Annotated in this window: 10 protein-coding genes; 3 read left to right on the top strand and 7 right to left on the bottom strand. The window is 70.4% G+C overall.

Features of this window, described 5'->3' with window-relative positions; genetic code table 11:
* Positions 1 to 9 precede the first annotated feature (9 nt).
* From LC041_RS02200 to LC041_RS02175, 6 genes are all read right to left on the bottom strand, one after another.
* The gene (locus LC041_RS02200) at positions 10 to 1,452 is read right to left on the bottom strand and encodes an aldehyde dehydrogenase family protein (RefSeq protein WP_226531340.1); all 1,443 of its coding nucleotides are present in this window, start codon (positions 1,450 to 1,452) and stop codon (positions 10 to 12) included.
* A gap of 1 nt (position 1,453) precedes the next feature.
* A complete protein-coding gene (locus tag LC041_RS02195; protein ID WP_226531339.1) occupies positions 1,454 to 2,827 on the bottom strand; it encodes a glutamine synthetase family protein in 1,374 nt (457 codons plus the stop codon).
* Positions 2,824 to 3,588 carry an SDR family NAD(P)-dependent oxidoreductase gene (locus LC041_RS02190; RefSeq protein ID WP_226531338.1) on the bottom strand — a complete coding sequence of 255 codons (765 nt, stop codon included), beginning with the start codon at positions 3,586 to 3,588 and terminating at the stop codon, positions 2,824 to 2,826. The genes LC041_RS02195 and LC041_RS02190 overlap by 4 nt, the downstream gene beginning before the upstream one ends.
* A 24-nt stretch (positions 3,589 to 3,612) precedes the next feature.
* The gene (locus LC041_RS02185; RefSeq protein WP_226531337.1) at positions 3,613 to 4,425 is read right to left on the bottom strand and encodes a gamma-glutamyl-gamma-aminobutyrate hydrolase family protein; all 813 of its coding nucleotides are present in this window, start codon (positions 4,423 to 4,425) and stop codon (positions 3,613 to 3,615) included.
* Positions 4,425 to 5,912 (bottom strand): APC family permease, encoded by a 1,488-nt coding sequence (locus LC041_RS02180; RefSeq protein WP_226531336.1) that lies wholly within the window; start codon positions 5,910 to 5,912, stop codon positions 4,425 to 4,427. The genes LC041_RS02185 and LC041_RS02180 overlap by 1 nt, the downstream gene beginning before the upstream one ends.
* Positions 5,913 to 6,112: 200 nt before the next feature.
* The gene (locus LC041_RS02175) at positions 6,113 to 6,718 is read right to left on the bottom strand and encodes an NUDIX hydrolase family protein (RefSeq protein WP_226531335.1); all 606 of its coding nucleotides are present in this window, start codon (positions 6,716 to 6,718) and stop codon (positions 6,113 to 6,115) included.
* A gap of 330 nt (positions 6,719 to 7,048) precedes the next feature.
* On the opposite strand from LC041_RS02175, the gene LC041_RS02170 reads away from it, so the two are divergent.
* The gene (locus LC041_RS02170) at positions 7,049 to 7,705 is read left to right on the top strand and encodes an alpha/beta hydrolase (RefSeq protein ID WP_374197648.1); all 657 of its coding nucleotides are present in this window, start codon (positions 7,049 to 7,051) and stop codon (positions 7,703 to 7,705) included.
* Here LC041_RS02170 and LC041_RS02165 read toward each other — a convergent pair whose 3' ends face one another.
* Positions 7,706 to 7,924: a hypothetical protein gene (locus LC041_RS02165; protein WP_226531334.1), complete on the bottom strand. Its 219-nt coding sequence runs from the start codon at positions 7,922 to 7,924 to the stop codon at positions 7,706 to 7,708.
* 324 nt (positions 7,925 to 8,248) lie between these two features.
* Between LC041_RS02165 and LC041_RS02160 the strand changes: the two genes are divergently transcribed.
* Together LC041_RS02160 and LC041_RS02155 are read left to right on the top strand one after the other, a co-directional pair.
* Complete coding sequence (locus LC041_RS02160; RefSeq protein WP_226531333.1) at positions 8,249 to 9,940, top strand: ABC-F family ATP-binding cassette domain-containing protein; 1,692 nt, start codon at positions 8,249 to 8,251, stop codon at positions 9,938 to 9,940.
* 49 nt (positions 9,941 to 9,989) lie between these two features.
* Positions 9,990 to 14,594 carry an ATP-dependent helicase gene (locus LC041_RS02155; RefSeq protein ID WP_226531332.1) on the top strand — a complete coding sequence of 1,535 codons (4,605 nt, stop codon included), beginning with the start codon at positions 9,990 to 9,992 and terminating at the stop codon, positions 14,592 to 14,594.

The raw sequence follows: 14,594 nt of genomic DNA, 5'->3' as shown, positions 1-14,594 counted from the left end.
ACCCTCCGATCAGAGGGGAAGGTCAGCGCGGTCGGCGCCCACGATCTGCTTCCCCACGAAGAAGTCAAGCACATCGTCGTCGCCGTGCCCGCCCAGACCGCTCGCCCCGAAGAAGCTCTGGGCCGATTCGGGCGACATGTCCAGCACGCTCGTGCCGTTGATCTTGACCTCACCGGCGATCAAGCGCGTCCCGAGTCGCGCAGCGGCCTCCCTGTCGTCCCCGAAGACATACCCCGCCAGTCCGACCTGCCCCGTGTTCGCCAGAGCGACGGCCTCCTCTTCGCTGTCGTAGCCGCCGACAAGAAGCATCGGACCGAACACCTCGTCCTCGAGCCCTGGACCATCGAGCACAGCCACCGTCGGCTCGACGAACCACCCGGTCGTCGGAACCTGCGAGACACGGAGGATCTCGGCACCGTCGCGTGCCAGACGATCCCGCTGCTCGATCAGCTCATCCCGCCGCCCGGCGAACGCGACCGGGCCGACCTGGGTCGCCTCGTCCAGGCTCGACCCGATCACCCGACGGGCGAACTCCGCGATCAGCAGACCTGCCAGCTCGTCTCGCCGCGCCCGATCGACCAGCACTCTGCGCGGTGCCTCGCACCACTGTCCCGACAGCTTCAGGAGGCCATCGGCGAGAGCCGTCGCGGCGGCGGGGAGGTCGGCGCCCGCCTGGACGATCGCGGCATTGTTCGATCCGAGCTCCAGTTGGAGTCGGGCGAAGCGCGGCGCCGCCGTCGCGGCGATCGCGCGGCCGGTGGGCGTGGAACCGGTCATCGAGATCGCGGCGATGCGCTGATCCGCGACGAGGGAGCGACCGATGCCACCGCCGCCCTGCACCAGACTCACGACGCCGTCCGGGATGCCCACCGCGTGCACGCCCTCCAGCAACAGCTGCGCGCTCCAGGGGGAGAACGACGAGGGCTTCAGCACGACCGACGCACCGGCGGCGAGCGCGAAGGCGGTCTTCTTGACAGCCATCGCGCTCGGCGCGTTCCACGGCAGGATGAGAGCGGTCGGTCCCCACGGCGCACGGTGCAGTCGCACTCCCCCCTGTTCCGAGGGGAGCTCGCGGACATCTCCGACCGCGACGGCGCGCTTCGCAGCATCCCGCACGGTGTCGCCGTTGGCTCCGCCGAACAGGCGGGTGACGGCGATCGGAACACCACTGTTCAGCGCATCGAGACGAGCGATCTCCTCGGCGCGGTCATCGAGCCAGTCCGCCAGATCACTCAGCTTCTCTGCCCGGCGGGCCGGACTCAGGCCGCGCCACCGCGCGTCGTCGTGAGCTTCCTGAGCCGCGCCCACGGCGCGGGCGACCTGTGCCAGCGAACTGGACGACGAGGCGACCAGGGCCTCGCCCGTGTTCGGATCGTGCAGCCAGCTGCCGTCGCTCTCGGGGCTCTCCTCGGCAGCACCGCCGATCCAGGTGCGCAGGGCGGGGTAGGTCATCTCAGATCCGATCGAAATAGCGGTGCAGGTCCCAGTCCGTGACCCGCGACATGAACGTCGACCATTCGTGCTCGAGCAGCACCTGCTGGTGCGAGATCAGCTCCGCGTCGAGCAGACCGCGTATCAGCGGGCTCTCCCCGAAGAGGGAACTGGCCTGATGCGGGTCCCCCGGCATGGAATCGTCGCCGGGCAGATCGTAGGCGCTGCCCACGACCGCGTCACCGAGCACACTCCCGGCTTCCATGCCGTCGCGCGCCGAGGCGAGCACCCCGGTGAGAGTGAGATACGGGTTGGTGTCCGCGCCGGGCAACCGGAACTCGAAGCGCAGCGCCTGCGGCGAGTGCCCCACCACGCGGATGGTGGCCGTGCGGTTGTCGTAACCCCAGGTGCGACCGCTTCCGGCGACGTCCGCGGAGTTGCTCCGACGATAGGAGTTCACGGTCGGCGCGTACCAGGCCATCAAAGCCGGGGCATGCTCCAACGCACCGGCGATCGCGGAGCGCATCCGCCCGCTGAGCCGGTCGGGCGCCGTCTCGTCCCAGAAGACGGGCACCCCGTCCTCGTCGACGAACGACACGTGCACGTGACAGGACGATCCGGGCTGATCGTTCAGGGGTCGAGCCATGAACGTCGCGGACATGCCGGCGCGAGCCGCCGTGTCGCGGACGGCGAGCTTGTACAGGGCATGGCGGTCGGCCATCTCGAGCGGATCGCCGTACTCGAAGGTCATCTCCCACTGGCCGAGACCCCACTCGCTCTGCGCGGCCTCGACGAGGATGCCGCTGGCACGGAGATCGGCGCGCAGCTTCTGGAAGAAGGGCTCGTACAGATTTCCCTCGTGGATCATGAAGTCCGAAGGGGTGAGCGTGGTCGGGTCGAGATCACGGAACCCGGAGCGACGCAGCTCGCGCGGATCGTTGCGGAAGAGGTAGAACTCCAGCTCGGTTCCGGCGAGCGGGGTGAGTCCGCGCTCGCGGATGCGGGCGAGTTCCTGCTTCAGGAGCACACGGGGTGAGAGCGCCATCGGCTCGTGCGTTCGCACATCGACCGGGTCTGCGAGGCAGATCGCGACGCCATCGAGCCAGGCCGCCGGACGCAGTGTCTCCAGATCCGGGATCAGGGTCACATCCGGAACGCCGTTGTGCATGCCGCACAGCGCGAACCTGTTCTGATCGATCAGCTCCAGCCCCTGATCGATGTCCCACGCCCACGCGCAGGTGCAGATGTCGACGCCGTTCGCGACCACCCGCCCGAACCCCTCCACCGGGATGCGCCGCCCCACGAGCCGCCCCTGCATGTCGGGCGTCGCCACGATCACGGTTCGGATGCCGGCGGCGGCGAGATCATCCGGCTCCAGTCTCACGTCGTCGATCATCGGGTCAGCCACCCTCCGTCGACGGGGAGCTGGATCCCGTCGATCCACGACGCCTCGTCGCTGAGCAGCCAGGACACGGCGGCGGCGATGTCAGCAGGCACGCCCACGCGCGGCACCAGCAGGCGCTGCTTCATGAATTCCAGAGCCTCGGGACTGGTGACGCTCTCGTAGTCGAAGAAGTCGGTGGCGATCGGGCCCGGAGCCACGCAGTTGACGCGGATGTTCTTCGCCGCGAGCTCGACCGCGAGCGCCTTCGTGAGCATGGGCACGCCGCCCTTGCTGGCGTTGTAGTGCGGCTGAGCCGTGCCGGTGCTGGTCACCACGACGAGTGCCTCGACCGTGGAGAGGTTGACGATCGCTCCGCCACCGGAGGCGGCGATCAGGGGCGCGACCTCCTGCGCCACGAGGAACTGCCCCTTCAGGTTGATGTCGAAGACGAAGTCCCACGCCTGCTCGGTGAGGGTCTCGAAGGAGTGCTCGGTGACCACTCCCGCGTTGTTGACGAGCAGATGCAGCGATCCCCATGCCTGCCTGGCCGTCTCGACCGCCGCGCGGATCTGCTCGCGCTCGCGGACATCGACCACGGCAGCCAGCGCGGTGCCTCCGTCCTCCTCGATCAGCCGCACGGTCTCGGCCGCGCCCTCGGCCGAGACGTCGGTGACGAGGATGCGAGCTCCCTCGCTCGCGAGGCGGAGCGCAGTCTCCCGCCCGATACCGGATCCCGCTCCCGTGAGGAACGCGTTCTTGTCTGAATGTCGCACTTTCTTCTCCCTGTCCGCCGACGCCTAGGCGACGGTCTGTGTCTCGGACGCGGCGCCGAGCGTCGCGTAGACGGCTGCCTGGTCGACCAGCCAGTCGAAGATCGGGTCGGACCCGAACGTCTCCGGGTGCCACTGCACTCCGACCGCCGGATGACCGCTGACCTCGATCGCCTCGACCACTCCGTCGGGGGCGATTCCGGTCACGACGACCCCGCGTCCTGGGGTCTCGACAGCCTGATGGTGGAACGAGTTCACGAGGGTGGTGTCGCCGTAGAGCTCGCGCATCAGGCTGCCCGGGGCCGTGCTCACGTCGTGCACGCGGTGTGCGCGCGGATAGGCGTAGGAGCCGTGCGACTCGCCCTCGCCGTGCGCCAGGTGCTGTCGGAGGGTCCCGCCCCGGACGACGTTGATGAGCTGCGCCCCGCGGCACACTCCGAGCACGGGGACGCCGTGCTCGATCGCCGCCTCGACCACCCCGAACTCGAACTCGTCGCGTCCGGGGTCGATCGCGAGCGTGAACGGCCCTGGCGCCTGTCCGTAGCGGCGCGGATCGACGTCGTCCCCGCCCACGATCACGATGCCGTCCACGCGGGCGACGAGGTCGTCGGGCGCGGCGTCCATCGGCAGGTGCATCGGGAGCCCTCCGGCACGGAGCACGGAGGTCGCATACTCGCTCAGGTAGGCCTCGAGCGGCGCATCGGCGAATCCGTGCGGCGCCCCGATCACTCCGGCACGGGTGCGGCGTCCGGTGATGCCGATGAGCGGTCGCAGAGGCGAGGTGCGGCGGGCGATGATGTCCTCCATGCGTGGTGTGAGGTGGGTGGGCGTGGAGGGCATCAGGCGCTCTCGTCGAATCGGCGGGCGATCTGCGCGTACGCCTCCGGGCGCCGTGCGCGCATGATCACGGCCTGGACGACGCCGGCGACGACGGCGAGCACCACGACAGCGACGAGCGTGATGCTGACGGGTCCCCAGGCGGGATCGCCGTCGGCGTCGACATCGCTCACCAGCAGCGGGAAGTTCGCGGCGATGAGCACGGCGGAGACGGCGAGACCCAGGAATCCGAGGCCCGGGGCGATCACGGTGTGCCACGGGCTGCGCAGCACCCGGGTGCGGGCGAAATAGACGATCACGGCGAGGCAGGTGACGGCCATCAGGATCACGATCGCGAGGGTTCCGATGCCGGCGAACCACGAGAAGATGTTCTCCGGCGTGAACCCGATGACGGTGAGGAGGACGATCGCGGCGCCGGACGTGGCGACCTGCACGATGGAGGCGACGTGCGGGGAGCCGTGACGAGCGTGTACGGTGCCGAGACGGTCGGGGAGGACGCGAGCGTTCGCCATCGCGTGATGGTAACGGGTGAGGACGTTGTGCAGCGACAGCACGGCCGCGAACATGCTCCCGAGGAAGAGCAGTGCGATGGCGACGGACCCGACCGGCCCGAGGTACTGCTCGGTCACGCGGGCGATGAGCGTGGTGGGATCCGCGGCCGCCTCGGCGGTGACCTGGTCCTCGCCCAGCCCGACGACGATCGCCCACGACGCGAAGGCGTAGAACAGCCCGATCACGATCGCCGACGCGTACGTCGCCCGCGGGATCGTCCGCTCGGGCGAGCGCACCTCGTCGCGGTAGACGACCGTCGACTCGAATCCGATGAAGCTCGCGATCGCGAACATCAGCCCGAGCGCAGGAGCTCCGGAGAGGATGTTCTGCAGGAGGAAGGTGCCGAAGGTGACGCCCTCCGCGCCGCCGGTGGCGAGGATGACGATGCCGAGCAGCACCACGATCCCCATCTCGGCGAGCAGGACGACGACGAGCACGCGGGAGCTGAGCTCGATCCGCCGGTAGCCGAGGGCCCCGACGATCACCACGGTGAGCAGCGTGAGCAGCCACCACGGGATCTCGGCGCCGCCCAGCAGGACGATGCTCGAGCTGATGGTCGCGCCGAGGTAGGAGAAGACCGCGATCTGCACCGTCGTGTAGCAGATGAGCGCCAGATAGGCGGTGGCGAGTCCTGGCGTGCGACCGAGGCCGTGCGTGGCGAACACGAAGAACGAGCCGGCCTTCGGGAGATAGCGGCTCATCGCGGTGAGGCCCACCGAGAACAGCAGCAGGATCACCGTGGCGACGAGGAACATGACGGGGAAGCCGATCCCGTTCCCGATGAGGAAGCCGATCGGCACGAGCCCGCCGATCACGGTGAGCGGAGCGGCGGCGGCGATCACCATGAAAGTCACGGCGACCGCCCCGAGGTTGCCTCGAAGGGCACGTTCCCCGGCCGGCCGTGCGGTGTTGCGGGTTGTCGTCGTCGAAGCATCCATCGAAGCATCCTTTGCCTATTGGACTAATGGTCTACTTCTTAGCCCAATAAGCGACACGGCGCAATAGTCTCTCCCGTCTCAGGCGCGGCGGAGCACTGATTCGGCGCACGCGCAACCGTTGACGCGCGTCGAAACGCCCCGGCGGCCGATGCTGACGACACAGGGTCTCGGCGCGAGGGAGTGTTCTCGGCGCTGCAGTGCTAGCGGAGCAGGCCGAGGCTCGCGAGCGCCTGACGCACCAGGGTGCCGCGACCGTTCTCCATCTCGGCTGCGACCGCGTCGGATCCCGCGGCCTCCGGTGAGAACCAGGTGACTTCGAGCGCATCCTGTCGCGGTTCGCACGTGCCGGTGACGGGCACCACGAAAGCCAGCGACACCGCGTGCTGGCGGTCGTCGTGGAAGGCGCTGACGCCGGGGATCGGGAAGTACTCGGCCACCGTGAACGGCAGCGGCTGCGGCGGGAGCAGCGGAAAGGCCATCGGGCCCAGGTCGTTCTCCACGTGCCGGAAGAGCGCCTCGCGGATCGTCTCGCCGAAGCGGACGCGTCCGGAAACGATCGTGCGCGTCATCTCCCCCATCGGCGTGGACCGCAGCAGGATGCCGATCTCGGTGACCTGACCGGAGCCGTCGGTGCGCACGGGGATCGCCTCGACGTAGAGCATCGGCAGTCGCCGCCGCGCCTCCTCCAGCTCGAACTCGCTCAGCCAGCCGGGGTTCGCATCGGGAGCCGGCGGGTTCGCATCGCGGAAAGCGCCGAGACCCTCTTCTTCGGGCTCCGGATCGGGATCAGGTGTGCGGACCGCCATGTCTCCTTTCTACCAGCCGCCCCCGCGGAACGACACCGGTGCGCCTTTCGCCCGCGCCCCGCCCGTGTGCGCCACCCTCGTGCGCCGCCCTAGTGCCCCGCCCTCGTCCGCCGCCCTCGTGCCCCGGCGCGATGCGCACCGTTTCTCCCGCCGACACGCCAGATGTCGGACGTTGCTCGCACTTCGGTCCGACATCTGGCGTGTCGGCGGGCGCCTGGTGGCGGGCGTGTCGGCGGGCGCCTGGTGGCGGGCGTGGTGCGGGCGCCTGGTGGCGGGCGCGTGGTGCGGTTGCGGGCGCCTCGCGTCGGCGGGCCCTGGCAGGATGACGGTGTGAGCGAGAACCTGATGATCGACGACACCGCGACCCGATGGTCGTCCCGCGACCGCGGAGGGATGCCGCTACTGGTCCTCTTGCACGGCTACGGGGCGGACGAGCACGACCTCTTCGGGCTCGTCCCCTATCTCCCCGAGGGCATCACAGTGGCGTCCGTGGCCGCACCCCTGTCCCCACCGTGGCCCATGCCGGGGAGATCCTGGTACGCGATCGAGGGGCTAGACGGGCGCGACCCCGCCTCCGTCACCCGTGCCGGGGAGGCCTTCCTGCGCTGGCTCGCCGATGCCGCCGAGAACGCTCCGTCGGTCGCCCTGCTGGGGTTCTCACAGGGTGCGGCGGTGGCGCTGCAGGCGCTGCGACTCGCCCCCGAACGCATCGACGCGGTGGTGGCGCTGAGCGGCTATGCGGCGCCCGGCGACTTGCCGAATGACGAGGCGCTGACCGAACTGCGCCCCTCCGTGTTCTGGGGCCGGGGCACGGGCGACGACGTCATCCCGCCCGCGCTGATCGACCATACGGCGCAGTGGCTGCCTGCACACTCCGAGCTCTCCGGACGGGTGTACACCGGGCTGACCCACAGCATCTCCGAAGAGGAGCTGGGCGACGTGCACCGGTTCCTCTCGAAGTGGCTCGAGGGCATCTCCGCCGACTGATCAGCGTTCGGGCGGGTCCTCGTCGTCGCGGCCCTCCTGCCCCGGAGCGTCGTCTTCCCGTTCATCCCCCGCGCGCGGGCCACCGCCCGAAGTGAGGGCGACCGAGAGCGCGATGCCGACCGCCACCCCGATCACGAAGCCGAGCAGCCAGTTCTGCAACGCGATGCCGAGGGAGGAGCCGATCGCCACGCCGAGCGCGAGCCCGACGCCCAGCCCCATGCGCGACCGGGACTCCTGAGGACTCGGGTTCTGCCTGCCATGCCTCCACGCTACGGATTCCTTCGCGCGACGGCATCCCCCGCCCGACTGATGCGCGACACGCCCGGGTTGCGGAGCACCGACACGCCCGGGTATCGTCGAGGCGTCCTGTCCGCCGTGTCTGGAAGTCCTTTGATCTGATCCGTCGCCTCCGCGCCTCTCTTTCCGCGCGCTGACCCGACGATCGCCGACTCCACGGCAGACCCGCTCCTCCGCGACCTGTGACTCCACATGGTCCGGTCGGTGCTCGGTGTCAGTGCACCCTCGCACTCGACAGGAGACCCCATGTCAACCCCCGCTTCCCCCCACGCATCGGTCGTCCTCGATCGGCTCGCCTTCACCTGGCCGGACGGCACGATCGCGCTCGACGGCATCTCCGGCAGCCTCGCCTCCGGGCGCACGGGCCTGGTCGGTCGCAACGGCGCCGGCAAGTCCACGCTGCTGCGCCTGATGGCCGGCGAGCTCGAACCCACCTCGGGAGTCGTCGCGGCTTCCGGCGAGGTCGCCTACCTCCCGCAGCAGCTCACGCTAGACGTCGACCGCCGGGTCGCGGAGCTGCTCGGCGTCTCCGCCGCCCTCGACGCCGTCCGGGCGATCGGCGCGGGCGACGTCGATCCCGCACACTTCGACGCCGTCGGGGACGACTGGGACACCGAAGCGCGCGCCGAGGCGTCGTTGGCGGAAGCTGGCCTTGCTCCGGAATTCCTGGACCGCAGGGTCGGCGAGCTCTCCGGCGGCGAAGCGGTGCTCGTCGCGATCGCCGGCATCCGCCTGCGTCGCGCGCCGATCACGCTGCTCGACGAACCGACCAACAACCTCGATCGCGACGCCAGGGCGAAACTCGCCGCGATGGTGCGCGCCTGGAAGGGCACGCTCATCGTCGTCAGCCACGATCTGTCCCTGCTCGAGCTGATGGACGACACCGCGGAGCTGTACGCCCAGACGCTCAGCGTGTTCGGTGGACCCTATTCGGAGTGGCGCGCCTGGCTGGATGCCGAGCAGGACGCGGCGAAACAGGCCGAGGTCACCGCCGCCCAGGCGTTCCGCAAGGAGAAGCGCCAGCGGATCGAGGCCGAGGTGAAGCTCGCCCACCGCGCACGCACCGCGAAGAAGGCCGAGATCGAGAAGCGGGTCCCCAAGATCATCGCGCATGGCCGCAAGATGGCCGCCGAGGTGTCGGCCGGCAGGCTCCGCACCGAAGTCGGCGCGAAGGAGGAGGCCGCCCGGTCGGTGCTCGACGACGCCGGCAGACGCGTGCGCTCGGATGCGTCGATGAAGATCGAGCTGCCCGATCCCGGGATGTCGCGCAGTCGCCGGATCGCGACCATCGACGACGGTGAGCGCGCCTGGGTGGTGCAGGGTCCCGAGCGCGTGGCGCTGATCGGTCGCAACGGTGCCGGGAAGACGACCCTGCTGGAGCAGTTGGTCGCCGGCGGTGTTCACAACTCCTCAGAAAACGTCTCCTCGGCACCGCAAGCGGGCGCTACGACCGGATCGGCCGCAGATCTGAGGAGTTATGAACGCCCGCGGGTGCACGCCGAGGCCCACACCGACCTCATCGGGTACCTGCCCCAACGGGTGGACGGTCTCGACGAAGAGCGCTCGGTGTTCGAGAACATCGCCGCCGCCGCACCGCAGGTTCCCGAGAAGGAGCTACGCAACCGGCTCGCCCGCTTCCTCATCCGCGGGGCCACGGCCGACCGTCCCGTGTCGTCCCTGTCCGGCGGCGAGCGCTTCCGCGTCGCGCTGGCCACGCTGCTGCTCGCCGACCCCGCCCCGCACCTCGTGGTGCTGGACGAGCCGACGAACAACCTCGACCTGGACACGGTGGACCAGCTGGTCGATGCCCTCCGCGCCTATCGCGGCGCGGTGCTGGTGGTGAGCCATGACGATGCCTTCCTGCGCCGGCTCGACCTGGACCTCACCCTCGAGATCGGGGACGACGGCGCACTGCGGGAGGTCTCACTGGAGCGGTGACGCGTGGACGCACGGCCCGGATGTCCCCGGCCTCGGCGAAGATGGAGACATGAGCGATGTGCTCGACCGCTTCACCCCGGCCACGCAGGACTGGTTCCGGGGTGCGTTCCCCGCGCCCACTCCGGCCCAGGCGGGCGCCTGGGAGGCGATCTCGGCCGGGAAGCACGCTCTGGTCGTCGCACCGACCGGTTCCGGCAAGACGCTGTCGGCGTTCCTGTGGTCGCTCGACAGCGTCTTCCGAGAGCGCACGTCGGGGTTCGCCCTCCCGGCGAAGGGCGAACCTCGAACCCGCATCCTCTACATCTCACCGCTGAAGGCGCTGGGCGTCGACGTCGAGCGCAATCTCCGCTCCCCCCTGATCGGCATCGGCCAGTCCGCTCGTCGGCTCGGCGTGCCCGCCCCCGCGGTCACGGTGGGAGTGCGCTCCGGCGACACCACGTCGAGCGACCGCCGCAAGCTGGTGTCCGATCCGCCGGACATCCTGATCACGACCCCCGAGTCGCTGTATCTCATGCTCACGAGCCGCGCGGGCGAGACGCTGCGCGGCGTGCACACCGTGATCATCGACGAGGTGCACGCCGTCGCCGCGACCAAGCGCGGCGCGCATCTGGCCGTGAGCCTCGAACGCCTCGACGCACTGCGCCGGGCGAACGGGATCGAGACGCCTGCCCAGCGAATCGGACTCTCGGCCACGGTGCGTCCGATCGACGAGGTCGCGCGGTTCCTCGGCGGCTCGGCTCCGGTGGAGATCGTGGCGCCCCCGGCGTCGAAGACCTTCGAACTCGACGTCGTCGTCCCGATGGAGGACATGACCAACCCGCCGCCCCCTCCCGGCGTCGAGGCCGAGACCGTGGACGCGGAGTACACCGAGGTCACCGGTTCGGTGTGGCCGCATGTGGAGGAGGCGATCGTCGACCGCATCCTGCAGAACAACTCGACGATCGTGTTCGCCAACTCCCGGCGACTGGCAGAGCGGCTCACGGGTCGCCTCAACGAGATCCACTCCGAGCGGATCGGCGTCGCACTGCCCGCGGCGACCGTCCCCGCGGCCATGATGGCGCAGGCCGGAGCGACGGCCGGTGCCGATCCCGTGCTCGCCAAGGCGCACCACGGATCGGTGTCGAAGGAGCAGCGCGCCCAGGTCGAGGAAGAGCTCAAGTCGGGTGTCCTGCGCTGCGTCGTCGCGACGAGCAGCCTCGAGCTCGGTATCGACATGGGGGCGGTCGACCTCGTGATCCAGGTCGAGGCCCCGCCGTCGGCGGCCTCCGGTCTGCAACGCGTCGGACGCGCAGGGCATCAAGTGGGCGAGATCAGCCGCGCCGCGCTCTTCCCCAAGCACCGCGGTGATGTGCTGCACACCGCGATCGTCACCGAGCGAATGCTGGCGGGGAAGATCGAGGCGATCCAGGTGCCGCGCAATCCGCTCGACATCCTCGCCCAGCAGACCGTCGCCGCGAGCGCCCTCGGTGCGATCAGCGTCGAGGAGTGGTTCGAGACCGTCCGTCGTTCCGCGCCGTTCCAGTCCCTCCCCCGCTCTGCGTACGAGGCCACGCTCGATCTGCTGGCCGGACGCTTCCCGTCGGACGAGTTCGCCGAGCTGCGCCCTCGACTCGTGTGGGACCGCGACGCGGGGACGCTGACGGGCAGACCCGGCGCGCAGCGCATCGCGGTGACCAGCGGCGGGACGATCCCCGACCGCGGCCTGTTCGGCGTGTTCGTGGCCGGCGAGACCACCGGTGCCCGGGTGGGCGAGCTCGATGAGGAGATGGTCTACGAGTCACGGGTCGGCGACGTGTTCACGCTCGGCACGACCAGCTGGCGGATCGCCGAGATCACCCACGACCGCGTCAATGTGATCCCCGCCTACGGACAGCCCGGCAAGGTGCCGTTCTGGCATGGCGACGGCATCGGCCGACCGTTCGAGCTCGGCGAGGCGCTCGGCGCCTTCGCGCGCGAGGTCTCGACTGCTCCGCCCGAGAAGGCGGCGCAGCGTCTGATCGATGCGGGTCTCGACGACCAGGCTCGCGCGAACCTCCTGGCGCACCTCACGGAGCAGCGCGAGGCGACGGGCACACTCCCGACCGACCGGACCCTCACGGTCGAACGGGGTCGCGACGAGGTCGGCGACTGGCGGGTCATCCTGCACTCCCCGTACGGCATGAAGGTGCACGCACCGTGGGCGCTGGCCATCAACGCCCGCGTGCGCGAGCGACTGGGCGTCGAGGGGTCGGCGGTGGCGAGCGACGACGGCATCATCGTGCGGATCCCGGATGCGGAGGCCGAGCCACCGGGGGCAGAACTGTTCGTGTTCGAGCCCGAAGAGCTCGAACACATCGTGACGGAGGAGGTGGGCGGCTCTGCCTTGTTCGCCTCCCGGTTCCGCGAATGCGCGGCGCGGGCGCTGCTCATGCCCCGCATGAACCCGAACAAGCGCACACCGCTGTGGCAGCAGCGACAGCGCTCGGCGCAGCTGCTCGAAGTGGCCAGGCGCCACCCGACGTTCCCCGTGATCCTCGAGACGCTGCGCGAGGTGCTGCAGGACGTCTACGACCTCCCCTCCCTCCGCGCCCTCGCGACGTCGATCGCCGACCGCCGGATCCGCCTGGTGGAGACCGAGCCGGGCCAGCCGTCGCCCTACGCCCGCGACCTGCTGTTCGGCTATGTGGGCGCGTTCATGTACGAGGGCGACTCGCCCCTCGCCGAGCGCCGGGCAGCCGCGCTGTCGGTCGACCCTGCGCTCCTCGGCGAACTGCTGGGCACCGTCGAACTGCGCGAACTCCTCGACCCCGACGTGATCGCCCAGTTCGAGCGCGAGGCACAGCGGCTCGCCTCCGACCGTCGCGCGCGAGGCGTCGAGGGCGTCGCCGATCTGCTGCGCATGCTCGGGCCTCTCGATGCGGAGGAAGTCGCTCTGCGCCTCGACCCGGAGAGCGTGCCGGGCACAGCGGGAGAGACCGTCGAAGCCGATGCCGCCGCCGCGCTGCTGGGCGACCTGGTCACGGCGCGACGAGCGATCCCCGTGACGATCGGCGGCATGAGCCGCATCGCCGCGATCGAGGATGCCGGGCGGCTGCGCGATGCGCTGGGCGCCGCGCTCCCGACGGGGATCCCCGTCGCGTTCCTCGAACCCGTGGCCGATCCGCTGGGGGATCTCGTGGCCAGGCACGCCCGCACGCACGGCCCGTTCACGACGGATGCGGTCGCCACGCGGTTCGGACTCGGCGCCGCCGTCGCCCGTCATACGCTGCAGCGCCTCGAGACCGCAGGGCGCATCGCCAGCGGCTATTTCCTCCCCGACGCCGCCGGCAGCGGCGACGCGATCGAATGGTGCGACGCCGAGGTGCTCCGCCGGCTCCGCATGCGCTCGCTCGCCGCGATCCGCGGATCCGTCGAGCCGGTCTCCCCCGAGGCCTACGCCCGCTTCCTCCCCGACTGGCAGCACATCGGTCGCCCTCTCGAAGGCGTCGACGGCGTGCTCACCGTGATCGAACAGTTCGCCGGTGTCCCCATCCCTGCAAGCGCGTGGGAATCGTTGGTGCTGCCCTCCCGCGTACGCGACTACACGCCCGCGCTGCTGGACGAGCTCACCGCAGCCGGCGAAGTGATCTGGTCCGGCCACGGCACGCTCCCCGGCCGCGACGGCTGGGTGTCGATGCACCCCGCCGACCTCGCGCCGTTCACCCTGCCGGAGCCCGACACCGAGATCGCCTCGGATTCCTTGGAGTCGCGGATCCTCATCGCCCTCGACGTCGGTGGAGCGTACTTCGCGGGCCAGCTGAAAGAGATGGCGGCCGCGGAGAACGAGCAGTCCGTCCTCGAAGCGCTGTGGTCGCTGACCTGGTCGGGCTACGTGACCAACGACACTTTCGCGCCGATCCGCTCGCTGCTCGCCGGCGGCTCACAGGCGCACAAGGTGAAGCGCCGCGCTCCCCGCGCCCGCACCTACCGCGGAGTGTCCTTCACCGGTTCGGCCGCGCCGAGGCCGCTGTCGATCGGAGGACGCTGGTCGTTGCTCCCTCCCGTCGAGAAGGATCCCTCCCGGCGTGCCACCGTGACCGCCGGCCTGCTGCTCGACCGCTACGGCGTCGTCACCCGCGGTGCAGTCCACGCCGAGGGCCTCCCTGGGGGATTCGCCCAGGCGTACCGGGTGCTGGCGGGCTTCGAAGAAGCCGGGCACTGCCGTCGTGGCTACGTGATCGAGAAGCTCGGCGCCGCGCAGTTCGCCGCGTCCGGAACGGTCGATCGTCTGCGCACCTATGCCGGACTCGCCGATCCGCCCCCGCGCGATGCCGTGACCCTCGCCGCCACCGACCCCGCCAACCCGTACGGCGCGGCTCTGGGCTGGCCCAAACTCGACGGGGTCGCGCACCGGCCGGGGCGCAAGGCCGGTGGGCTCGTCGTCCTCGTCGACGGAGCACTCGTGCTCTCCGTCGAGCGCGGCGGACGGACGGTGCTGGCGTTCAGCGACGACGCCGACGTGCTGCGGGCCGCGGCCGCCGATCTCGCGGCCACCGCGCGCGCACGCCGGCTCGATACCCTCACGGTCGAGAAGATCAACGGCGAGGGCGTCTACGGCACCGGGCTCGCCCTCGCCCTGCAGGAAGCGGGGTTCGTCGCGACGCCCCGCGGCTACACGCTCCGCAAGGCCACGTGA

The organism is Microbacterium paraoxydans, from assembly GCF_020524545.1.
Lineage (GTDB): Bacteria > Actinomycetota > Actinomycetes > Actinomycetales > Microbacteriaceae > Microbacterium > Microbacterium paraoxydans_C.
This window is presented reverse-complemented; position numbering and strand designations above follow the sequence as displayed.

Coding starts and splice junctions, on each gene's coding strand:
- LC041_RS02200 (WP_226531340.1), bottom strand. CDS start 1,452: ATGACCTACCCCGCCCTGCGCACCTGGATCGGCGGTGCTGCCGAGGAG.
- LC041_RS02195 (WP_226531339.1), bottom strand. CDS start 2,827: ATGATCGACGACGTGAGACTGGAGCCGGATGATCTCGCCGCCGCCGGC.
- LC041_RS02185 (WP_226531337.1), bottom strand. CDS start 4,425: ATGCCCTCCACGCCCACCCACCTCACACCACGCATGGAGGACATCATC.
- LC041_RS02180 (WP_226531336.1), bottom strand. CDS start 5,912: ATGGATGCTTCGACGACGACAACCCGCAACACCGCACGGCCGGCCGGG.
- LC041_RS02175 (WP_226531335.1), bottom strand. CDS start 6,718: ATGGCGGTCCGCACACCTGATCCCGATCCGGAGCCCGAAGAAGAGGGT.
- LC041_RS02165 (WP_226531334.1), bottom strand. CDS start 7,924: ATGGGGCTGGGCGTCGGGCTCGCGCTCGGCGTGGCGATCGGCTCCTCC.
- LC041_RS02160 (WP_226531333.1), top strand. CDS start 8,249: ATGTCAACCCCCGCTTCCCCCCACGCATCGGTCGTCCTCGATCGGCTC.
- LC041_RS02155 (WP_226531332.1), top strand. CDS start 9,990: ATGAGCGATGTGCTCGACCGCTTCACCCCGGCCACGCAGGACTGGTTC.